Source organism: Modestobacter sp. VKM Ac-2986 (assembly GCF_026967795.1).
Classification (GTDB): Bacteria; Actinomycetota; Actinomycetes; order Mycobacteriales; family Geodermatophilaceae; genus Modestobacter.
Genome location: NZ_JAPVBH010000002.1, coordinates 1 through 21,440 on the forward strand (window position 1 = coordinate 1; position 21,440 = coordinate 21,440).

Below are 21,440 nucleotides of genomic sequence, written 5' to 3' on the forward strand. Positions count from 1 at the left end.
CGAAGACATCGCATGGGGATTTGTTACTTGGCACTGACTTTCGGCACGCTGTTGAGTTCTCAAGGAGCGGACGCGCAGCAAACCAGACCCTCTCGGATCGTCGTTGCCAGCTTGTGTTGTCCTGCTCGGCGCTTCGGGCCCGGCCTCGCGGTCGTTCCCGGCGCAAAGAGAAAGTTACGTGGCTCTGGCGGCGGTGTCAAACCCGGGCCCTGGTGACGCGCGCCACCTGGACGGAACGTGCTCGACACCCGGCGTTCACACGCGCCGAGTGCCCAGGTCAGCGCCGGGATCAGGCCCCGGAGCCACCAGCGGACGCGGCTGCCGGGCAGTGCACGCCCGCCACGCTGCGCTTCCCCTTGCGCAGGACCAGCCACCCACCGGGCAGCCACTCCCCCGCCGCCGGCACCGAGTCGGCGTCGGTGACGCGCACGTTGTTCACGTACGCGCCCCCCTCCTTGACCGTGCGCCGGGCCTCCGACAGGGAGGACGCCAGGCCGGCCGCCTGGAGCAGCGTGGACACCGGGACCGCCGGGTCGTCCACCTCGACGGCGCCCGCTTCCCGCAGCGCCGCCTCGAGCGTGGCGGCGTCCAGCTCGGTGAGCTCGGCCCGGCCAAAGAGCGCCCGGCCGGCGGCCTCGGCCTGGGCCAGCTCCCCCGGTCCGTGCACCAGTGCCGTGAGCTCCTCGGCCAGTGCGCGCTGCGGGGCCCGGGAGGCCGGCCGCTCCTGCGACTCCGCGACGAGCGCCGCGACCTCCTCGGCGGGCCGCTCGGAGAACAGCGGCAGCCAGGCGCGGGCGTCGACGTCGTCCAGCGTGAGCCAGTACTGGAAGAACGCGTACGGCGACGTGAGCTCGGGGTCCAGCCAGACGGTGGCGCCTTCGGTCTTGCCGATCTTCTTGCCGTCGGCGGTGGTGATCAGCGGCGTCCCGAGGGCGTGCACCGAAGCACCCTCCGTGCGGCGGACCAGGTCGATGCCGGCCGTGAGGTTGCCCCACTGGTCCGAGCCGCCGGTCTGCAGCGTGCAGCCGTGCCGCCCGTGCAGCTCTCGGAAGTCGTTGGCCTGCAGGATCTGGTAGCTGAACTCGGCGTAGCTGATGCCGGCGTCGCTGTTCAACCGCGCCGACACGGCCTCCTTGGCCAGCATGCGGTTGACCCGGAAGTGCTTGCCCAGGTCGCGGAGCAGCTCGATCGCCGACATCGGCGCCGTCCACTCGAGGTTGTCGACGTAGACCGGCGCCCGGTGCCCGTCCTCGGCGGCCGGACGGTCGAGGAAGGGCGCCACCCGGCGGCGGATCCGGTCGACCCACTCGGCGACCTGCGCCGGGTCGTTGAGCACCCGCTCGGAGGTGGGCCGGGGGTCACCGATCAACCCCGTGGCGCCACCGACCAGCACGATCGGCTGGTGCCCGGCCCGCTGCAGGGCCCGCAGCACCATGAACTGGATGAGGTGCCCGACGTGCAGGCTGGCCGCGGTCGGGTCGAACCCGCAGTAGTAGGTGACCGGGCCCTCCGCGAGGTGGGCGCGCAGGGCGTCCTCGTCGGTGCTCAGGGCGATCAGCCCACGGCGGTGCAGCTCGTCGATCACGTCGGTCACGACTGCCCATCCTGCCTGATCACCCGGGCGGCGCGGGGCGGTGCCGGGCCTTCCCCCCGGTGCGGAAGGCGCTGACCGAGGTCGCGCCGGTCTCCCAGAAGCGCCAGGGCAGCTCCGTGGCCTTGGTGATGCCGACCCGGGGCCCGGCCGAGACGTCGGCCGGCGGCGTCCCCCGGTGCAGCCGCACCGGCGAGGAGGCCTCCAGCAGGTGCGCGTCCTTGTCGGCCGGGCCGATGGCCAGCGCCTGGGTGAGCCGCGCCGGGCCGCGGGCCAGGTCCCGCGGGGCCTTCGCGGCGGGACGACGGACTGCGGCCAGCTCCTCCCCCACCACGACCTCCCCGGCCCGCAGCAGCACCGCCGACCCGCGACCGGCCGGGCCGACGACGACGTTGGCGCACCAGTGCACGCCGTAGCTGAAGTAGACGTAGAGCCGGCCGGGTGGGCCGAACATGATCGCCGCGCGCGGGGTCGGTCCGCGGTGGGCGTGCGAGGCGGGGTCCTCCCCCTCCCCCGAGTACGCCTCCACCTCGGTCAGCCGCACCGCCACCTGGCCCTCGGGCCGGTCGGTGACCACCCAGCAGCCGAGCAGCGCACGACCCACGACGTCGACCGGCCCGAGCAGGTCCGCCTCGGTGAGGAGGGGACCCGGCCCGGGCCGGTCGAGGGGGTGGTCCGGCGGGCTCAGAGCGCCGCCGCCACCGGGGAGAGCGTCGACCACTCGGTGTGCCGGCGCGCCTGCTCGGCCAACGAGCCCAGCTGCTCGGCGACCCGCTCGGGAGCGGTGCCACCGCGGGCCCGGCGGGCGGCGAGCGCACCGTCGACGTGCAGCACCGAGCGCACGTCCGGGGTGAGCCGCTCGTCGATCCCGGCCAGCTGCTCGTCGTCCAGCTCGTCGAGCTCGAGGCCGGCCTCCTCGCAGTAGGCGACCATCGCGCCGCTGATCTCGTGGGCGGACCGGAACGGGACGCCGGAGGAGACCAGCCACTCGGCGACGTCGGTGGCCAGGGCGAACCCCTGGGGGGCCGAGGCCTCCATGACCTCGGGCCGCAGGGTGAGCGTGGCGATCATGCCGGTGACCGCGGGCAGCAGCAGGAGCAGCTGCTCGATCGAGTCGAAGACCGGCTCCTTGTCCTCCTGCAGGTCGCGGTCGTAGGCCAGCGGCAGGCCCTTGAGCATGGTCAGCAGCCCGGTCAGGTTGCCGACGAACCGGCCGGCCTTGCCCCGCGCCAGCTCGGCGATGTCGGGGTTCTTCTTCTGCGGCATGATCGAGGACCCGGTGGCCCAGGCGTCGTCCAGACGGGCCCAGCCGAACTCGGTCGACGTCCAAAGCACGACCTCCTCGCCCAGGCGGGAGAGGTGGACGCCCAGCAGGGCCGCCACGAAGCAGAACTCGGCGGCGAAGTCGCGGTCGCTGACCGCGTCGATGCTGTTGTCCGCCGCCCGGTCGAAGCCGAGCTCGATGGCGACCGCGTCGGGGTCCAGCGCCAGCGACGAGCCGGCGAGCGCGCCGGAGCCCAGCGGGCTGACCGCGGCACGCTTGTCCCAGTCGAAGAGCCGCTCGACGTCGCGGGAGAAGGCGTGCGCGTGGGCCAGCAGCTGGTGGGCGATGAGCACCGGCTGGGCGTGCTGCAGGTGGGTCATCCCGGGTGCCGCGACGTCGCGGTAGCGCAGGGCCAGGCCGATGAGCGCCTTCTCCAGCGCGGCGACCTCGGCGACCAGGGCGCGGACGTTGTGCCGCAGGTACAGCCGCAGGTCGGTGGCGACCTGGTCGTTGCGGCTGCGGCCGGCCCGCAGCTTGCCGCCGAGCTCGCCCAGCTTCTCCAGCAGGCCGCGCTCGAGCGCCTCGTGCACGTCCTCGTCGGCCTCGACGGGGGTGAAGGTGCCGGCGGCGACCTCGGCGGACAGCTCGGTGAGCGCGCCGATCATCCGCGCCAGCTCGTCGACGCTCAGCAGCCCCGCCCGCTGCAGCACCCGGGCGTGAGCACGGGAGCCGGCCAGGTCGTAGGGCGCGAGCCGCCAGTCGACGTCGGTCGACTTCGACAGGGCCGCCATCGCCGCCGAGGGCCCGCCGCCGAAACGACCGCCCCACAGCCGGGTGTGGCCGCCTCCGGTGTTCTCGCCGCTGGCCTCGCTCACGGTGCGCTCTCCTCCACGTCGTCGTCCAGGTCGGTGTCCGGGCCCTGGGGTGCCGGTGCGGCGGCGGCGCGCTCGGCGAGCGCGCGCAGCCGGTCGGCCAGGGCCGGGCCCCCGTCGGGGGCGCGGGAGACGACCATCAGAGTGTCGTCCCCCGCGATCGTGCCCAGCACGTCGGGCAGGCCGACCTTGTCCAGCGCGGAGGCCAGGAACTGTGCCGCCCCCGGGGGCGTGCGGACGACGGCGAGGTTGGCGCTGCCCTCGGCGCTGGTGAGCAGCTCGGCCAGCAGGCGGGTCAGCCGGGCCGGCGCGGACTGGGCCGGACGCAGCGGGGCGTTCTCGGGGGGGAGCACGTAGGACGCCGGGGCGCCGTCCGAGCCGCGCATCTTGACCGCGCCGAGCTCCTCCAGGTCCCGCGACAGCGTGGCCTGGGTGACGTCGACGCCGGACTCGGCCAGCAGCCGGGCCAGCTGGGTCTGCGAGGTCACCGGCCCGGCGGTGATCAGCTCGGCGATCCGGGCGTGCCGGGCCGAGCGGGTCAGCGCCGTGGTCACCCCGATCGCTCGAGCAGCCACAGCAGCAGGGCCTTCTGGGCGTGCAGCCGGTTCTCCGCCTCGTCCCACACCGCGCTCTGCGGTCCGTCGATCACCGCCGCGGCGATCTCCTTGCCGCGGTAGGCCGGCAGGCAGTGCAGGACGACGGCGTCGGCAGCGGCGCGGGCCAGCGCCGGCTCGTCGAGGGCGTAGGGCAGGAAGGGTGCGCTGCGCGCGGCGTACTCGTCCTCCTGGCCCATCGACACCCAGGTGTCGGTGACCAGGACGTCGGCGCCGTCGGCCGCGGCGGCCGCATCCGCGGTCCACTGCACCGATCCCCCGGTGTCCGCGGCGATCCGCGCAGCCCGGGCGAGCACGGCCGGGTCGGGCTGGAAGGTCTCCGGCGAGCCGATCCGCACGTGCATGCCGGCCAGCGCGCCGCCGAGCAGGTAGGAGTGCGCCATGTTGTTGGCCCCGTCGCCGAGGTAGCTCATGGTCAGCCCGGCCAGCTTCTCGCGCCGCTCGAGCACGGTCTGCAGGTCGGCCAGGATCTGGCACGGGTGGTAGTCGTCGGTGAGGGAGTTGACCACCGGCACCCGGCTGACCGCGGCCATCTGCTCGATCCGCTCGTGCGCGCCGGTGCGCCACACGATGGCCGCGACCTGGCGGTCGAGGACCCGGGTGGTGTCCTCCACCGACTCCCCCCGGCCGAGCTGGCTGTTGCCGGCGTCGATGACCAGCGGCTGGCCGCCGAGCTCGGTGACGCCCACGGAGAAGCTGACCCGGGTGCGGGTGGAGGGCTTGTCGAACAGCAGCGCCACCGTGCGCGGCGCGCCGTTGGCGGCCCGCAGCGGGGTGGGCGCCTCTGCCGTGTGCCGGCCGGCCTTGAGCTGCGCGGCCAGCGCGAGGACCTCGGCCTGCTCGTCGGGGGTCAGGTCGTCGTCGGCGAGGAAGTGGCGGGTCACGAGTCGGTCTCCTGGAGGGCGGCGTCGAGTGCCGCGGGCAGCGCGGTGACGAACGCGTCGATCTGGGCGTCGGTGACCACCAGCGAGGGGGCCAGCCGGATCACGTCGGGCGCGACGGCGTTGGTGAGGAAGCCGGCGGAGCGCAGGTGCGCCTCCGCCGCGGCGGCGACGGGTGCGGTGAGGACGACGCCGAGCAGCGCGCCCCGGCCGCGGACGCCGCTGACCCCGGCGTGCCCGAGGCCCTCGATGCCGGCGGTGAACCGGTGCTCGATCTCCTTGGCCCGCTCCAGCAGCCCCTCGTCGCGGATGGTGTCCAGCACGGCGAGCGCAGCCGCGGCGGCGATCGGGTTGCCACCAAAGGTCGAGCCGTGCGTGCCGGCCGTCATCAGGTCCGCGGCGGCACCGAAGGCGAGGGTGGCGCCCAACGGCAGGCCACCGCCCAGGGACTTGGCCAGGGTGACCACGTCGGGGGTCAGACCGTCGGCCTGGTGGGCGAACCACGTGCCGGTGCGCCCGGTGCCGGTCTGCACCTCGTCGAGGGCGGAGAGCGCGCCGACCGAACGGGCCGCGGACTCCGCCGCCGCCAGGTAGCCGGGCGGGGCGGGCAGCACGCCACCCTCGCCCAGCATCGGCTCGAGGAGGACCATCGCGGTGGCGTCGGTGAGCTCGAGGGCGTCGGCGTCGCCGTAGGGCACGTGCCGCACGCCGCCGGGCAGCGGGGCGAAGGCACCGGACTTGCCGGGCTGGCCGGTCATCGCCAGCGCGCCCATGGTGCGGCCGTGGAAGGAGCCGAGCGCGGTGACGACCTCGGTGCGGCCGGTCAGCCGGCTGATCTTGAACGCCGCCTCGTTGGCCTCGGCGCCGGAGTTGGCGAAGAAGACCCGCCCGGGCCGGCCGGCCAGCTCGATGAGCCGCTCGGCGAGCACCAGCTCCGGCTCGTGCATGGCCAGGTTGGACACGTGGCCCAGCAGCTGCGCCTGAGCGGTGATCGCGTGCACCACCGCCGGGTGGGCGTGGCCCAGGATCGTGGTGGCGATGCCGCCGAGCAGGTCGGTGTACTCCCGGCCGTCGACGTCCCACACGGTGGCGCCCGCGCCACGGGCCAGGGCCACGGGCGGGGTCTTGTAGTTGCCCATCATCACCGCCGACCAGCGGGTGGCCAGCTCCTCGGTGTGCGTCGATGCGGTGTGCGTCGTCATGGTGCTGCCCCCTCGTCTGTGTCGGCCGGGACGACCATCGTCCCGGTGCCCTCGGTGGTGAACATCTCCAGCAGCAGCGCGTGCGGCAGCCGGCCGTCGACGACGGTGGCCCGCTTCACCCCGCCCTCGACCGCCCGCAGGCAGGCGGCCATCTTCGGGATCATCCCGGCGTCCAGGTCGGGCAGGATCCCGGCGAGCTCCCGGGCGTCGATCTGCTCGACGAGGGAGTCGCGGTCGGGCCAGTTGGCGTAGAGCCCCTCGACGTCGGTGAGGACGACGAGCTTCACCGCGCCCAGCGCCACGGCCAGCGCGGCGGCGGCGGTGTCGGCGTTGACGTTGTGCACCTGGCCCGAGGCGTCGGGGGCCACGGTGGCCACGACCGGGATGTGCCCGGCGTCCAGCAGCGCGGTGACCGGGGCGGGGTCGACGGCCACGACGTCACCGACGAGGCCGACGTCCACCGGCTCGCCGTCGACGACGGCCGCGGTGCGCTCGGCGGTGAACAGGCCGCCGTCCTCACCGGACAGGCCGACCGCCAGCGGGCCGTGGGAGTTGATCAGGCCGACGACCTCGGGGCCCACCTGACCGGTGAGCACCATCCGGACGACGTCGATCGTCTCCTCGGTGGTGACCCGCAGGCCGCCGCGGAACTCGCTGCTGATGCCCAGCCGGTTGAGCATGGCGCTGATCTGCGGGCCGCCGCCGTGGACGACGACGGGCAGGATGCCGCAGGTCCGCAGGAAGACCATGTCCTCGGCGAACGCGCGGCGGCACTCCTCGTCGACCATCGCGTGGCCGCCGTACTTGACCACCACGACGTTGCCGTGGAACTCCCGCAGCCACGGCAGCGCCCCGGTGAGGACGGCGACCTTGGCCGCATCGCCCTCGGGGTCGTTGACCCGCATGACGCGGTGGGTGCCGATCCGCCGCGGCGGGACCTCGTCGGGGGCGACGTCCGGGGGCGTGGGGTCCTGGGCGGTCCCCGGCACGGGCTCCTCCGGTGCGGTCTCGTCGGGTGCGACGTCGGGCGGGGTGGGGTCCTGGGCGGTGGTCACGTCGTCGTCCTCGGCGGGGTTCGGCTCGCCGCTCACGTCGAGTACGCCGAGTTCTCGTGCACGTAGGCGATCGAGAGGTCGTTGGTCCAGATCGTCGCCTCCTCGGTGCCGGCCCGCAGGTCGACCTCGATGGCGATCGCCCGGCCGGAGAGGTCCACGCCCTCGCGGGGGTCGCCGATCGAGCCGTTCCGGCAGACGGTGACGCCGTTGATGGTCACGTCGACCTGGTCGGCCTCGAACGCGGCGTCGGTGGTGCCGATCGCGGCGAGCACCCGGCCCCAGTTCGGGTCGTTGCCGAACAGCGCCGTCTTCAGCAGGTTGTTGCGGGCGCAGGCCCGGCCGGCGGTCAGCGCGTCGGCGACGCTCGCGGCGTTGCGGACGGTGATCGCGATGTCCTTGGTGGAGCCCTCGGCGTCGGCGAGCAGCTGCATGGCGAGGTCGGTCATCGCCGCGGTCAGCGCCGCGGTGACCTCCTCGGCCGTGGGCGTGACCCCGCTGGCGCCGTTGGCCATCGCGATGACCGTGTCGTTGGTGGACAGGCAGCCGTCGGAGTCGACCCGCTCGACGCTCACGCCGGTCGCCTGTGCCAGCGCGCTCTGCAGCAGCTCCGGCGGGACGACGGCGTCGGTGGTGAGGACGACGAGCATCGTGGCCAGGCTCGGGGCGAGCATGCCGGCGCCCTTGGCGATGCCGCCGACGGTCCAGCCCTCGCCGCGCTGCACGGTGGTCTTGGGCACCGAGTCGGTGGTCATGATCGCCTGCGCGGCGGCGGTGCCGCCGTCCGCGGACAGCTTTGCGACCGCGGCGGTGACGCCGGGCAGCAACTTGTCCATCGGCAGCCGGACGCCGATCAGCCCGGTGGAGGCCACCGCGACCTCGCCGGCGCCGATGCCCAGCTCGGCCGCGACGTGCTCGGCGGTGGCGTGGGTGTCACCGAACCCCTCCGGCCCGGTGCAGGCGTTGGCGCCGCCGGAGTTCAGCACGACCGCCTTGAGCCGCTGGGCGGTGAGCACCTGGCGGCTCCACAGCACGGGCGCGGCCGGGAAGCGGTTGGTGGTGAAGACGGCGGCGGCGACGTCCTCGGGGCCGTCGTTGACGACCAGGGCTACGTCGGGGTTGCCGGAGGTCTTGAGCCCGGCGGCGACGCCGGCGGCGCGGAAACCGGCGGGGGCGGTGACTGTCACGGTGCGACTCCGACGAGCGGGAGACCGGTGGTCTCGGGGAGGCCCAGGGCCAGGTTGGCGCACTGCAGCGCGGCACCGGCGGTGCCCTTGGTGAGGTTGTCGACGGCGGCGACCACGACCAGCCGGCCGGCGTCGGGGTCGACGGCGAGCTGCAGCTGGACGGTGTTCGCGCCGAGCACCGCGGCGGTGGTGGGCCACTGGCCCTCGGGCAGCAGCTGCACGAACGGCTCGTCGGCGTAGGCCTGCTCGTACGCGGCGCGGGCGGCGGCGGCGTCGACGCCGGGTGTCAGCGGCGCCGAGCAGGTGGCGAGGATGCCCCGGCTCATCGGCACCAGGGTCGGGGTGAAGCTCACGGTCACGTCCGTACCGGCAGCCTGGGACAGGTTCTGCACCATCTCCGGGGTGTGCCGGTGGACCCCGCCGACGCCGTACGCGCTGGCCGAGCCCATCACCTCGCTGCCCAGCAGGTGCGTCTTGGCCGACTTGCCGGCGCCGCTGGTGCCGCTGGCGGCGACGACCACGACGTCCGGGGTGACCAGGCCGGCGGCCAGGGCCGGGGCCATCGCCAGGGTGACCGAGGTCGGGTAGCAACCGGGGACCGCGATCCGCCGGGCGGTGGCGAGCTGCTCGCGCTGCCCGGGGAGCTCCGGCAGCCCGTAGGGCCAGGTGCCCGCGTGCTCGCTGCCGTACCAGCGCGCCCAGGCGGCCGGGTCGTTGAGCCGGTGGTCGGCGCCGCAGTCGATGACCAGGACGTCGTCGGGCAGCTGCGCGGCGATGGCCGCGGACTCCCCGTGCGGCAGGGCCAGGACGACGACATCGTAGCCGGCCAGGTCGGCTGCGTCGCTGGCCTGGACCACCAGGTCGGCGTACGGGGTGAGGTGCGGCTGCAGCTCGCCCAGGCGTCGGCCGGCGCTCGTGTTGGCGTGCACCCCGGCCAGCCGGAGGTGCGGGTGCCCGGCCAGCAGCCGGCACACCTCACCGCCCGCGTACCCGGTGGCGCCGGTGACCCCGACCGTCCACGTCTGTCCGCTGCTCACCTGCATGACCATACACTGTCGTGCATAGCTGTACGGAGGCGCCCGGCGGGTCAGTCCAGGAGCCGGTCGAGCAGGGCGAACGTCCGGCGGGCCATCAGGTCGGCCCCCATCTCCCGGACCGCCCGTGCGCGGGCCCGCGCCCCCAGGTCGGCCCGCCGGCCGGCGTCGTCGAGCAGGGCACCGAGCTCACGGGCCAGCGCGGCCTCGTCGTCGACGGGGACGACGACGGCGTCCTCCCCCACCGCGGGCACCACGTCGCCGACGGCGGTGGTGACGCACGGCAGCCCGGCCGCCATCGCCTCCAGCAGCACCAGCGGCAGCGCCTCGCGGCGGGAGGACAGCGCGAACAGGTCGAGGTCGGCGAGGAACGCCGGGGCGTCGTCGACGAAGCCGGTGAAGGTGACCGGCAGGCGGGCGGCCTGCGCGCGCAGGCGGTCGGCGTCCCGGCCGTGCCCGCCGATCACCACGTCGAACGCGCGCCCCTCGGCGACCAGCCGGCCGACCGCACCGAGCAGGACGTCGAAGCCCTTCTGCGCGGTGAGCCGCCCGAAGGTGCCCAGCCGCGGCGGGGTGTGCCCGGCCGGCCCGGAGGCGACCGCCGGGACGTGCACGCCGTTCGGGACGACGCCGGTGCGCTCGGGTGCGACGCCCAGCTCGGTGACCACCTGGGCGCGCGCGTCCTGGCACGTGCCCAGCACCAGCCCCAGCCGGCCGTAGAGGTCGGCCAGCGCGCGCCGGTCCTCGCCGGCGCCGGTGTCGCCGGGCAGGTGCAGCACGCCCGCGGTGGGCGCCGTGGCCAGCGCGGCGCGGACGGCGGCGGCGTTGGAGCCGGGGTCGACCAGGTTCACCAGCACCGCGTCGGGCCGCTGCGCGGCGAGCGCCGCCGCGACCTCGGGGGCGTCGGCGCGGTGGCGGACCAGCGGCACGACGGCCGTGGGCACCCCGGGCACGCTGCGGGCGAAGCCGTCGGCCACCGGCTCGGCGACCACCAGCGACGCCGTCCAGCCCGAGTCGGCCGCGCCCCGCAGCAGGTGGGTCAGGTAGACCTCGGCGCCGCCCCAGGCGTCGGAGTCGGCGACGACGCTGATCCGGCGGCTCACGTCGTCACCAGCAGCTCGCGGGCCGCGGCCACCACGGCGGCGACCCGCACCGACGCCGCGCACCGGAAGTCGATCGGGCAGACCAGGTGCGGGCACGGCGCGCAGGGCACGTCGGCGACCACCGCCCGCTGCCGCGGACCGGCGTGGGCCCAGCGCACCGGGTCCCCGGGCAGGAAGACGGTGACGCTGGGCGCGCCGACGGCGACCGCCAGGTGCGCGGACCCGGTGTCGTTGCCGATCAGCAGCGCGCTGTCGGCCAGCAGGGCCGCCAGCCCGCCGAGGCTGGTCGCGCCGGTCAGGTCGGTGACCGGCGCCCGCATCCGGTCCCGCACCGTGGCGCTGATCCCCCGCTCGCCGGGCACCCCGGTGAGGACGACGTCCCAGCCGTCGGCGGCGAGCGCGTCGCCGACCGCCGCGTAGCGCTCGGTGGGCCACTGGCGGGTGGCCGCCGACGCCCCCGGGTGCAGGACGACGTAGCGGCCGGGCGCCAGCCCCGTGGCGGCCAGCGTGTCGGCGTGCTCGGCGCGGTCGGCGGCGGTGAGCGGGAAGTGCATCGCCGGCGGCGGCCCGGCCGGCAGCCCCAGGTGCTCGAGCAGCCGCAAGTGCCGCTGCGCCTCGTGCAGGTCCAGCGGGTAGCGCAGGTGGAGGTCCCCGGTGCCCGGGGGCGGGTCCCAGCCGGTCGGGGCGAAGCCGCCCACCAGCCGGGCGCCCAGCGCCGCGGTCACCGCGTTGGCCGGGGGCCGGTCGCCGTAGGCCTGCAGCGCCAGGTCGAAGTCCCGCTCCCGTGCGGCGGCCAGGAACGGTGCCCAGCCGGCCGGGTCCGGCGTCCGCTCGGGGATGCCGTCGGCGCCGGGGAACGGCAGCAGCTCGTCGACGTCGTCGGCGTAGCGGCCGACGACGCCGGCCATCTCCGGCCAGGTGATCAGCGTGACGTGCAGGTCGGGCCGGAACTCGCGCAGCCGGCGCAGCGCCGGGGCCGAGCACAGCAGGTCGCCCAGGCCCACCCGCAGCCGCACCAGCGCCACCCGGCGGACGGCGGGGTCGGCGAGCGGCGGGAGCACGCAGGGCATCCTGCCTGCCGTCGCGGGCCCCCGCCCGGCGGGCTCCGCACCGGGCGTCCGGCCGGTGGTCCGTGTTCTACTGCGCGCAACCGACCGGAGCAGCCGGGTCGACCATCGGTGGAGGTGGGGAGGGTGCACGTCCTGCGCCTGTGCAGTGTCTTCGAACCCCCGGCCGGCTCCGGGACGCGTCCGGACGGCGACGGGCTCGACGCCCGCACCGCCCGCTTCGACCCGATCGGCGGCATGCAGAACCACACCGCCGCGCTGACCCGGTGCCTGGACGCGCAGGGGCACCGGCAGACGGTGCTCACCTCCCGGCTGGGCGGGCCGCGCCGGTCCGACCGGCAGGGGCTCGGCGCGCTGGTGCACCGCACCGGGGTGCGCACCCGGCGCGCCCGCCAGCTGTGGGCGCTGGCCGCCCTGCCGCGCGCGCTGTCCCGGGCCACCGGCCCCGTCGACGTGGTGCACGGCCACCAGGGCGAGGACCTCGCGACCCTGCTGCTGGCCCGTCTCGCCGCGCGGCGGCACGGCTGCCCGCTGGTGGTGACCGTGCACTGCAGCGTCGGGCACACCCTGACCGGGCACTCGCTGCACGCCCGCATGGTCCGGGCCGTCGGCGGGCGCATCGAGCGCAGCACCCTGCGCCGGGCCGACGCCGTCGTCGTCCTCACCGGCCGCACCGCGGCGGCACTGCAGGCCGACGGCGTCCCGGCGGAGCGGATCAGCACGATCCCGTCGGGCTTCGAGCCCGCGGTGTTCGACGTGCCGGCCGGCGGTGCCCCGCGCAGCCGGCCGCGGATCGGCTACGTCGGCCGGCTCGCCGCGCAGAAGCGGGCCGACCTGCTGGTCACCGCCTTCGGCGCCATGCAGCAGGAGGCCGACCTGGTCGTGGTGGGCGACGGTCCCGAGCGCGACCGCGTGCACCGGCTGGTGCGCACCAGCCCGGCGGCCGACCGGATCAGCACCCGCGGCTTCGTCGAGCACTCCGCCGTCCCCGGGGTGCTCGCCTCCCTCGACCTGCTCGTGCTGCCCTCGGCCTACGAGGAGATGGGGTCGGTGCTGGTCGAGGCGATGGTGGCCGGCCTGCCGGTGGTGGCCAGCGACGTCGGCGGGATCCCCGAGGTCGTGCGGCACGGGGAGACCGGGCTGCTCGTCCCGCCCGGTGACGTGCCCGCCCTCACCGCCGCCCTGGACCGGCTGGTCGCCGACGACGCGCTGCGCGCCCGGCTCGCCGCCGGTGCCCGGGACAACGCGCGGCACTACGCGTGGCCGCACCTGGCGATGCGCGTCGCCGACGTCTACCGACAGGTGCGGGGCGGCGAACCGGCGCTGTCCGTCCCCGCGTGAGCGGTCCCCGGGTCGCCGTCCTGGTCCCGGTCTACGACCAGTCCGCGTGGCTGCCCCGCGCCCTGGACGGGCTGCTGGCCCAGACGGTGACCGACTGGGAGGCGGTCGTCGTCGATGACGGCTCCCCCGACCCGGAGGCGGTGGCCGCCGTGGTCGCCGCGCTGCCCGACGCGCGCGTCCGGCTGCTGGCGCGGCCGGACAACCGCGGCCTGGGCGCCACGCTCAACACCGGCCTGGACGCGACCACCGCGCCGGTCGTGGCCTACCTGCCGGCCGACGACGTGTGGGCGCCCGACCACCTCGACGCGCTGCTGGAGTGCCTGGCCGACCCTGCGGTGGTGCTGGTGCGCAGCGGGCTGACCGAGCCCGCGGGCACCCCCTACGCCCAGCTGGTGCAGGTCGCCCACCGCCGCACGGGGCACCGGTGGACCGAGCGCGCCGAGCTGGAGGCCGACGACCTCGACCGGCTGTACTGGCACCGGCTGGCCGGCTCGGGCCCGAGCGCGGACACCGGCCGGGTCACCTGCACCTGGACGCGGCACGCCGGGCAGCGTTCCCGGGCGATCCGGGAGTCCACCGACGGCGGGCTCAACGTCTTCCGCAGCCGCTACCGGGTGGCGCAGCCGCTGCGCTTCGCCTCCACCGACAGCGGGGACGTCGACGAGGTCGCCCGCTACGCCCGCTTCCGCGACCGCACGTACCCCGAGCCCGACGGCCTGTCGGTCCTCGTCGTCGGCGAGCTGGCCTTCAACCCCGAGCGGGTGCTGACGCTGCGCGAGCGCGGGCACCGGCTGACCGGGCTGTGGACCCCCGACGGGCTGGGCGACTCCACGGTGGGGCCGCTCCCCTTCGGACACGTGCCCGACCTGGACCGCGACACCTGGCGCGACGGCGTCGCCGCGCTGGCCCCCGACGTCGTGTGGGCCCAGCTGAACTGGCGCGCCGTCCCGTTCGCGCACGCGGTGCGCGCCGCGTTCCCCGACGTCCCGTTCGTCTGGCACTTCAAGGAGGCGCCGCAGCGCAGCATGGTGCGCGGCGAGTGGCCGCTGCTGGCCGACCTGGTCACCGGCGCCGACGCCTGTCTGCTGGCCACCGAGGAGGAGCGCGACTGGTTCGCCGGTGCACTGCGCGGCCGGGTCGACCCGGCCCGGCTCGGGGTGCTGGACGGCGACCTGCCCAAGCGCGACTGGCTGGACGCGCCGCTGAGCCCCAAGCTCTCGGACGCCGACGGGCAGCCGCACACCGTCGTCGTGGGGCGCCCCGCCGGGCTGGACGGCGAGTGGCTGGTCGAGCTGGCCCGGCGCGGGGTGCACACCCACCTCTACGGCCGGGTCCGGGCGCCCGGCCCCACCGGCTCCTGGACCAGCTGGCTGGACGAGGCGCTGGCCACCGCCCCCGACCACGTGCACGTGCACCCGGCGGTGGGTCCCGAGAGCTGGGTGACCGAGCTGTCCCGCTACGACGCCGGCTGGCTGCACCGCCTGCCCAGCGACAACGGCGGCGAGCTGCGCCGGGCCAGCTGGGACGACCTGAACTCCCCCGCCCGGCTGCCGGTCTGCCTGGCCGCGGGGCTGCCGCTGCTGCAACCGGACCACCCCGGGCAGCTGGTCTCGGTGGCGCGGGTGCTGCGCGAGGACGGCACCGGCCTGTTCCACGACTCCCCCGACGGGGTGGCCGACGTCCTGGCCGGGGAGCTGGCCACCCGGGCGGGCGGCCGCGCGGCGCTGGCGGTGCGGGAGCGGTACACGTTCGACGCGCACGCCGACCGGCTGGTCGAGCTGTTCGGCTCGATCGCCCGCTGACGCCACCGCCGGAGGTCGCACCGGTCGGCGAGGATGCCGGGGTGCCCGCCGCTGCCCCGGTCGCCGACCACCTCCGGTGGGACCACGACATCGCGTACCACCCGGTCGTGCTGGCCGCGGTCCCGCGTCCGTGCGCCCGGGCGCTGGACGTCGGCTGCGGGGAGGGACAGCTCACCCGGGCCCTGCGCAGCCGGGTGGACCACGTCGTCGGCCTGGACCGCGACGAGGCAGGGGTGGCCGCGGCCCGCGCGCAGGGCGGCCGGGGGACCGACCACGTGGTGGGCGACCTGCTCGACCCGCCGTTCGCGCCGGGCACCTTCGACCTGGTCACCAGCATGGCGACGCTGCACCACGTCGACGCCCGGGCCGGGCTGACGGCGATGGCCGCGCTGGTCCGGCCCGGCGGCGTGCTGGTCGTGGTCGGCCTGGCCCGCAGCCGGCTGCCGCACGACGTCCTGTGGGAGGGCGCCGGGGTGGTGGCCCACCAGCTGCACCGGCTGCGCACGCCGGTGTGGGAGCACCCGTCACCGAGGGTGTGGCCGCCGCCGGAGACCCACGCGGGCATGCGCGCCCTGGCCACCGGGCTGCTCCCCGGCCTCCGGTGGCGTCGGCACCTGCTGTGGCGGTGGTCGCTGGTCTGGCGCAAGCCCGCCCACCCGGTCCCGGGACCCCGGTGACCTGCTCGCCGACACGTCCTCCCCGGACAGCCGCCGACCGATGAGTCCGGCCACGCCGGCCGGTCTCCCCTGCATGACCACGACGAGCACCACCACCCTCACCCAGCTGGCCACGGCGATGTTCCCGGTCCACGACCAGGACGCGGCGCTGGCGTTCTACACCGACGTCCTCGGCTTCGAGGTCCGCGCCGACGTCCGGTTCGGCGCGCAGGGCGAGCACCGCTGGCTGGAGGTCGCCCCGCCCGGGTCGGCCGCCCGGCTCGCGCTCACGCCCCCGACGGACGGGCGGCCCAGCGGTGGCGCCATCGGCGTCGACTCGACCGACGTGCTCGCCGAGCACGCCCGGCTGGCCGCGCGCGGCGACGTCGACCTGGACCCGGCGCCCGAGCCCTTCCCGGGCGCGCCGCTGACCTTCGCGCTGCGCGACCCGGACGGCAACACCGTCTGGGTCGTCGGCGCGACGCCGGCGGCCTGAAGCTTCCAGCGAGTCCGCAGGCGACGCCAGCGGAACTGTCAGACCCCCGGGGCAGGGTGGGCGCGAGGTCGGCGGACGGTGCCGGCCAGGGGGAGGGACACCATGCAGACCACCGAGCTGCCCGGCGGCATCGACCTGGTCGACGAGGACGGCGGGCCGGTGCTCCGGCTGCGCGGCGAGGTCGACTCCCTCGTGGTCGCCGCCTACGACGCCGCCTCCTCCCCCGGCCGGCGGCCGGCGGTGGCGGTCGACCTGTCCGCGGCCACCTTCCTCGACGGCCCGGGGCTGCGGCTGCTGGTCCGGGCCACCGAGGCCACCCGGCGGTCGGGCCGGGTCCCGGAGCTGCGCCGCCCCTCGCACACCGTGCAGCGGATGGTCGAGATCGCCGGGGTGCAGCGGCTCTTCGCCGCCGTCCTCTGACCGGCGGGCCGCGGTGGACCGTCGCCGCGCCGGGGCACGGGCGGCAGCCGGCGTGCTGACCGGGCAGGATCGCCCCGTCGTGGTGCCCGCACCACGACGCCGACCCGCAGCCCGAGGAGACGTCCGCCGTGAGCCCGTTCGACCGGATCGTCATCGTCTTCAACCCGCACAGCACCGGTGACGCCCCCCGGCTCGCCGAGGACCTGCAGGCCGAGCTGGTGCGCCGACTGCCGGACGTGCCGGTGGAGCTGCGCCCGACCCAGCGCGCCGGGCACGCCCGGGAGATCGCCCGCGAGGTGGCGGCCACCGGCGCACCGCTGCTCGTCTCGGTCAGCGGCGACGGCGGCTACAACGAGGTCGTCGACGGCGCGGTGCAGGCCGGCAACGACCGGGCCGTCTGCGCCGTCCGGGCCGCCGGCAACGCCAACGACCACCGCCGGACGACCAAGGAGCACCGCCTGGCCGACGCGATCGTGGCCGGTGACGTCCGGCGGATCGACCTGCTCCGGCTCACCCTCGGCCGCGGGGACGAGACCGAGGTCCGGTATGCGCACTCCTACATCGGCGTCGGGCTGACGCCGGTGGTCGCGGTCGACCTGGAGGAGGGCGGCAAGGGCTCGTGGCGGGAGATCGTCGCGGTGGTCCGCGGGTTCGCCCGCTTCCGCCCGTTCCCCGTGCGGCTCGAGGACGGGCAGCGGCGGACCATCGACAGCCTGGTCTTCGCCAACATCTCCCAGATGGCCAAGGTCGCCACCCTCACCGAGGGCGCCGCCCCCGACGACGGCCGGTTCGAGGTGGTCACCCAGCAGCGCACCGGCAAGCTGCGGGTGCTGGCGACCGCGCTGCGCGCCGCGACCCGCGGGCTGGGGCCGCAGCCGAGCGCCACGCACTACGCGTTCACCGCGCTCGCCCCCATGCCCCTGCAGCTGGACGGCGAGCTGGTCGAGCTGGAGGCCGACACGACGGTCACCGTGGACATCGCGCCCCGGGCGCTGGCCACCCTGGTCTGAGGCCCGGCGTCGCTCAGCCGGGCAGCGGCCCCCGCGTACCGGTGGCCCGGTCGACCCCGGAGACCAGCGTGGCGACCACCAGGAGGAGCGCCGGCAGCAGGAAGCCGAGCCCGATGCCGAGCCCGGTGAGCAGCGACCAGCCCAGCGAGACCACGGCGAGGGCACCGACCACGACCGGCGCCAGCCGCCCCCGGATGCCGCGTTCGGCCACGAGGGCTCCGGCTGCACACGTCAGCGGGACCCCGAAGAGGACGGCGGACCACCACCCGCCCGCCTGCCAGCCGGCCGGGCCGACCCAGGCGGTGAAGCCGACGAGCATCACCAGCGCGACGACGATCAGCCCCGTGGCTCCCCGAGAGGGAGTCGCCATGGTGGACCTCCTCCATCAGGCGCCCAACCTGGCAGCCCGTGCCCGCCGAGCACAAGGACGTGCGCCCGGGGACGACCGTGTCGCCGGGCCCGGTCAGCCGATCGGGTCGGTGTCCCCGTAGGGGCGCAGCCGCAGCTGACGGGCCGGGCCGGCCGGGGTCGTGCGGCGCAGCGTGTCCAGGTCGTCGGCCCCGGCGCGCAGGAAGCGGCCCGACCACTGGTCCAGCTCACCGGCGGCGATGGCCACGGCCAGGGCGACGACGTCCTCGGGCCGGGTCCACTCCGTGCGCCCGGCGTGCACCGGCATCGCCCGGGTCATCGCGGTGTCGATGACGCCCGGGGCCAGGTCGAAGGCCCGCACGCCGTGCGCGGCGCCGGCGGAGTCGATGCCCTCGGTGACCCGCATCTGGGCGCTCTTGCCGGCCGAGTAGGCGCTGTAGACGTCACTCCCCCGCGTGCCCAGGCCGCTGCCCAGCCCGATCACCCGGCCACCACCGGCGGCGACCATCCCGGGCACCACGGCGTGCGCCATCAGGAACGGCCCCCGGACCTGGCTCTCCACCACCGCCCACCACTGCTCGGGGTCGGCCTCCCACAGCGGGACCTCGGCGGCGTCGATCAGCCCGGCGTTGTTGACCAGCAGGGTGACCGGTCCGAGCTCGGCGACCACCTGGTCCACGGCGGCCCGGACGGCGTCGGGGTCGGTGACGTCGGCGGCCACGGCCAGGGTGCGGGCCCCGGTCGCCCCGGCGACGTCGTCCATCGTCGCGACCAGCCGGTCTCCGGAGCGGGCCAACCCGGCCACGGCCGCGCCGCGCTCGGCCAGCCCGTGCGCCAGGTACCGGCCGATGCCGGCCGAGGCGCCGGTGACCAGCGCGACCGTCCCGCTGAGCACGGCCCCGTCCCGAGGCTCGCCGTGAGCTTGCGAGTGGTGAGGAGGACGGCGTCCTTCGTCAGACACGGAGCGTCGCCCCCGTGGCCGAGGCCGCGGCGGCGACCGCGGCCTCGAAGGCCGCCCGGGCCTCCTCGGTGGTCAGCGTGCGGTCGGCCGCGCGGAAGGTGAACGCGTAGGCCAGCGACCGGCTGCCGGCCGGCACGGGGCTGCCGGTGTAGACGTCGAAGAGCCGCACGCCCTCCAGCAGCTCCCCCGCCCCGGTGGCCAGCGCGTCGCGCACCAGGGCCTCCGGGTGGTCGTCCGCGACGACGAGGGCGGCGTCCATGTGCACCGGCGGGAACGTGGAGATCTGCGGGCCGACCGGCACGCCACCGAGCGGCAGCGCGTCGAGGTCCAGCTCCATGGCGCACGTGCGCGCGGGCAGCTCCAGCACTGCGCACACCCGCGGGTGCAGCTCGCCGGCGTGGCCGACGACCTGCTCGCCCACCAGCAGCTCGGCGCAGCGGCCGGGGTGCCAGGGAGCCAGCTCGCCGGCGCGCACGGTCAGCTCGACACCGGCGGCCTCGGCCACCACCCGCGCGGCCTGCACGGCGTCGGCCCAGTCGGCCGGACGGCCCGGACCCCACCAGCCGCGCGGCTCGCGCTGCCCGGTGAGCACCACGCCCACGTGCCAGGGCTGCACCGGCACCGCGCCCAGCAGCGCGGCGAGCGTCGCGTCGTCCGGGCGGGCGTCGACGCCGGGCACCGGCGCGGTGCCGGTCAGGCCGCCGGGGAAGACCGCGCCGTGCTCGAACAGCGCCACGTCGCGCTGGCCGCGGGCCAGGTTGCGGGCCAGGGAGCCCAGCAGCCCGGGCAGCAGCGTCGTCCGCAGCGCCGGCGCCTCCTCCGACAGCGGGTTGCGCAGCGTGATCAGCGTGCGCCGCTCGTCGTCGGCCGGGATGCCCAGGTGGTCGAGCACGGTCGTGCCGAGGAACGGGTAGGACGGCGCCTCGACGTAGCCGGCCTCGGCCAGGGCGCGGCCGATGCTGCGCCGGCGGCGCTGGCGCTCGGTCAGCCCGCGGCCGGGGGGCGCGCTGGGCAGCACCGAGGGGATCTCGTCCAGGCCGACGGACCGCACGACCTCCTCGACCAGGTCGGCCGGGTCGGTGAGGTCACCGCGCCAGGACGGCGGGGTCACCTGCAGCCGCTCGCCGTCGGCGTCGACGGTGGCGCCCACGGCCCGCAGGACGTCGACGACCTGGGAGACCGGGTAGTCGACGCCGGCGATGCGCCCGGGCAGGGCGGCGTCCAGGGCGATGACCGGGCGCGGGCCTCGGACGTCGAGGTCGACCGGCGCACCGACGACGCGGGCACCGCCGTGCTCGGCCAGCAGCGCGGCGGCGCGGGCCAGGGCGACCACGGTGACCTCGGGGTCGGTGCCGCGCTCGAAGCGCTTGGCCGCCTCGCTGGGCAGCTTGTGCCGACGGACGCCGCGGGAGATGCCGGTGGGCGCCCAGTGCGCGGCTTCGAGCAGCACGTTCGTCGTGCCGTCGCCGATCTCCGTCGACTCCCCGCCCATCACCCCGGCCAGCCCGATCGGGCCCGACCCGTCGGCGATCAGCAGGTCGTCCTCGGTCAGCGTGCGGGCGACGCCGTCCAGGGTGGTCAGCCGCTCGCCGGCGCGGGCCAGCCGCACCTCGACCGGACCGGTGAGGCGGTCGCGGTCGAAGGCGTGCATCGGCTGCCCGAGCTCGAGCATCACGAAGTTGGTGACGTCGACGGCCAGCGAGATGCTGCGGACGCCGCTCTGGGCCAGCCGGCGGCGGATCGCCCACGGGCTCGGCGCGGCCGGGTCGAGGCCCTCGAGGGCGACCATGGAGAAGCGGTCGCAGCGCTCGGGGTCGGCCACGGTGACCTGCCAGGCCGGCTCGCCCGACCACGCCGGCGGGGTGAGCGCCGCCGGGTCGCGCCAGTCGACGGCCAGCGCGGCGGCCAGGTCGCGGGCGATGCCGCGCAGGCTCATCGCGTAGCCGCGGTCGGGGGTGACCTCGAGGTCGAACACGACGTCGTCCAGGCCGAGGACGCCGGCGGCCGACGTCCCGGGGGTGAACCCGTCCTGGCCGAGCACCAGGATCCCGGCGTGGTCCTCGCCGATGCCGAGCTCCCGGACCGAGCAGATCATCCCGTCGGAGACGTGGTCGTAGGTCGTGCGGGCGGCGATGGCGAAGTCGCCGGGCAGCACCGCACCCGGGAGCGCGGCGACCACGAGGTCGCCGACGGCGAAGTTGCGGGCACCGCAGACGATGCCGCGCGGTGCGTCCTCGCCGACGTCGACCTGGCAGTAGCGGATCGGCTTCTTGAAGCCGGTGAGCTCCTCGATCTCCAGCACCCGGCCGACCACCAGCGGACCGGTGGTGACCGGCGGGCGGACGACGTCGTCGACCTCCAGGCCGAGCCGGATGAAGGCGGCGTCCAGCTCCTCGACCGTGATCCCGGCCGGGAGGTCGACCATCTCGGACAGCCAGCTGACGGGGACCTTCACTCGTTCACTCCGTTGCTCCGCAACACGTTCGCTCCGCTCCTCGCTCGCTGGCGCTCGCTGCGA

At 76.0% G+C, this 21,440-nt stretch carries 20 protein-coding genes; 6 read left to right on the forward strand and 14 right to left on the reverse strand.

The genetic code is table 11. The features are described from left to right. Positions 1–289 precede the first annotated feature (289 nt). Genes tyrS through O2W14_RS04275 form a run of 11 tightly spaced genes read right to left on the reverse strand, consistent with a single transcriptional unit; the run spans position 290 to position 11,870 of the window. Positions 290–1,594 carry a tyrosine--tRNA ligase gene (gene tyrS, locus O2W14_RS04225; protein WP_269174827.1) on the reverse strand — a complete coding sequence of 435 codons (1,305 nt, stop codon included), beginning with the start codon at positions 1,592–1,594 and terminating at the stop codon, positions 290–292. 19 nt (positions 1,595–1,613) lie between these two features. Further along, positions 1,614–2,312: a DNA-3-methyladenine glycosylase gene (locus tag O2W14_RS04230; RefSeq protein ID WP_269174828.1), complete on the reverse strand. Its 699-nt coding sequence runs from the start codon at positions 2,310–2,312 to the stop codon at positions 1,614–1,616. Beyond that, positions 2,276–3,730 (reverse strand): argininosuccinate lyase, encoded by a 1,455-nt coding sequence (argH, locus tag O2W14_RS04235; RefSeq protein ID WP_269174829.1) that lies wholly within the window; start codon positions 3,728–3,730, stop codon positions 2,276–2,278. Before argH ends, O2W14_RS04230 begins: the two co-directional genes overlap by 37 nt. After that, entirely contained in the window at positions 3,727–4,302 is a 576-nt protein-coding gene (locus O2W14_RS04240; RefSeq protein WP_269174830.1) for an arginine repressor, read from the reverse strand. The genes argH and O2W14_RS04240 overlap by 4 nt, the downstream gene beginning before the upstream one ends. Then, positions 4,278–5,225, reverse strand: a complete 948-nt coding sequence (argF, locus tag O2W14_RS04245) for an ornithine carbamoyltransferase (protein WP_269174831.1) — start codon at positions 5,223–5,225, stop codon at positions 4,278–4,280. Before argF ends, O2W14_RS04240 begins: the two co-directional genes overlap by 25 nt. Then, on the reverse strand, positions 5,222–6,424 hold the full coding sequence (locus O2W14_RS04250) for an acetylornithine transaminase (protein ID WP_269174832.1): 1,203 nt from the start codon (positions 6,422–6,424) through the stop codon (positions 5,222–5,224). Before O2W14_RS04250 ends, argF begins: the two co-directional genes overlap by 4 nt. Continuing rightward, a complete protein-coding gene (gene argB / locus O2W14_RS04255; protein ID WP_269174833.1) occupies positions 6,421–7,515 on the reverse strand; it encodes an acetylglutamate kinase in 1,095 nt (364 codons plus the stop codon). Before argB ends, O2W14_RS04250 begins: the two co-directional genes overlap by 4 nt. Continuing rightward, the gene (gene argJ / locus O2W14_RS04260; protein WP_269174834.1) at positions 7,512–8,663 is read right to left on the reverse strand and encodes a bifunctional glutamate N-acetyltransferase/amino-acid acetyltransferase ArgJ; all 1,152 of its coding nucleotides are present in this window, start codon (positions 8,661–8,663) and stop codon (positions 7,512–7,514) included. Before argJ ends, argB begins: the two co-directional genes overlap by 4 nt. Further along, complete coding sequence (gene argC / locus O2W14_RS04265) at positions 8,660–9,700, reverse strand: N-acetyl-gamma-glutamyl-phosphate reductase (protein WP_269174835.1); 1,041 nt, start codon at positions 9,698–9,700, stop codon at positions 8,660–8,662. Before argC ends, argJ begins: the two co-directional genes overlap by 4 nt. A 50-nt stretch (positions 9,701–9,750) precedes the next feature. After that, the gene (locus tag O2W14_RS04270) at positions 9,751–10,800 is read right to left on the reverse strand and encodes a glycosyltransferase (protein ID WP_269174836.1); all 1,050 of its coding nucleotides are present in this window, start codon (positions 10,798–10,800) and stop codon (positions 9,751–9,753) included. Then, on the reverse strand, positions 10,797–11,870 hold the full coding sequence (locus O2W14_RS04275; protein WP_442928825.1) for a glycosyltransferase family 9 protein: 1,074 nt from the start codon (positions 11,868–11,870) through the stop codon (positions 10,797–10,799). Before O2W14_RS04275 ends, O2W14_RS04270 begins: the two co-directional genes overlap by 4 nt. A 123-nt stretch (positions 11,871–11,993) precedes the next feature. On the opposite strand from O2W14_RS04275, the gene O2W14_RS04280 reads away from it, so the two are divergent. The 6 genes from O2W14_RS04280 (at position 11,994) to O2W14_RS04305 (ending at position 17,592) form a co-directional block, all read left to right on the forward strand. Next, complete coding sequence (locus O2W14_RS04280; protein ID WP_269174838.1) at positions 11,994–13,208, forward strand: glycosyltransferase; 1,215 nt, start codon at positions 11,994–11,996, stop codon at positions 13,206–13,208. Then, positions 13,205–15,010, forward strand: a complete 1,806-nt coding sequence (locus O2W14_RS04285; protein WP_269174839.1) for a glycosyltransferase — start codon at positions 13,205–13,207, stop codon at positions 15,008–15,010. The genes O2W14_RS04280 and O2W14_RS04285 overlap by 4 nt, the downstream gene beginning before the upstream one ends. Positions 15,011–15,051: 41 nt before the next feature. Next, positions 15,052–15,687 (forward strand): class I SAM-dependent methyltransferase, encoded by a 636-nt coding sequence (locus O2W14_RS04290; RefSeq protein WP_269174840.1) that lies wholly within the window; start codon positions 15,052–15,054, stop codon positions 15,685–15,687. A gap of 73 nt (positions 15,688–15,760) precedes the next feature. After that, positions 15,761–16,162, forward strand: coding sequence for a VOC family protein (locus tag O2W14_RS04295; protein ID WP_269174841.1), 402 nt, complete (start codon positions 15,761–15,763; stop codon positions 16,160–16,162). Positions 16,163–16,264: 102 nt separating this feature from the next. Then, entirely contained in the window at positions 16,265–16,582 is a 318-nt protein-coding gene (locus O2W14_RS04300; protein WP_269174842.1) for an STAS domain-containing protein, read from the forward strand. Between the two features lie 128 nt (positions 16,583–16,710). Beyond that, a complete protein-coding gene (locus O2W14_RS04305) occupies positions 16,711–17,592 on the forward strand; it encodes a diacylglycerol/lipid kinase family protein (RefSeq protein ID WP_269174843.1) in 882 nt (293 codons plus the stop codon). A gap of 13 nt (positions 17,593–17,605) precedes the next feature. Here O2W14_RS04305 and O2W14_RS04310 read toward each other — a convergent pair whose 3' ends face one another. The 3 genes from O2W14_RS04310 to pheT all read right to left on the reverse strand — a co-directional run bounded on the left by O2W14_RS04310 (position 17,606) and on the right by pheT (position 21,377). Beyond that, on the reverse strand, positions 17,606–17,962 hold the full coding sequence (locus O2W14_RS04310) for a hypothetical protein (RefSeq protein ID WP_269174844.1): 357 nt from the start codon (positions 17,960–17,962) through the stop codon (positions 17,606–17,608). Positions 17,963–18,055: 93 nt separating this feature from the next. Further along, entirely contained in the window at positions 18,056–18,856 is an 801-nt protein-coding gene (locus O2W14_RS04315) for an SDR family NAD(P)-dependent oxidoreductase (RefSeq protein ID WP_269174845.1), read from the reverse strand. A gap of 58 nt (positions 18,857–18,914) precedes the next feature. Continuing rightward, entirely contained in the window at positions 18,915–21,377 is a 2,463-nt protein-coding gene (pheT, locus tag O2W14_RS04320; RefSeq protein WP_269174846.1) for a phenylalanine--tRNA ligase subunit beta, read from the reverse strand. Between the last annotated feature and the right edge of the window lie 63 nt (positions 21,378–21,440).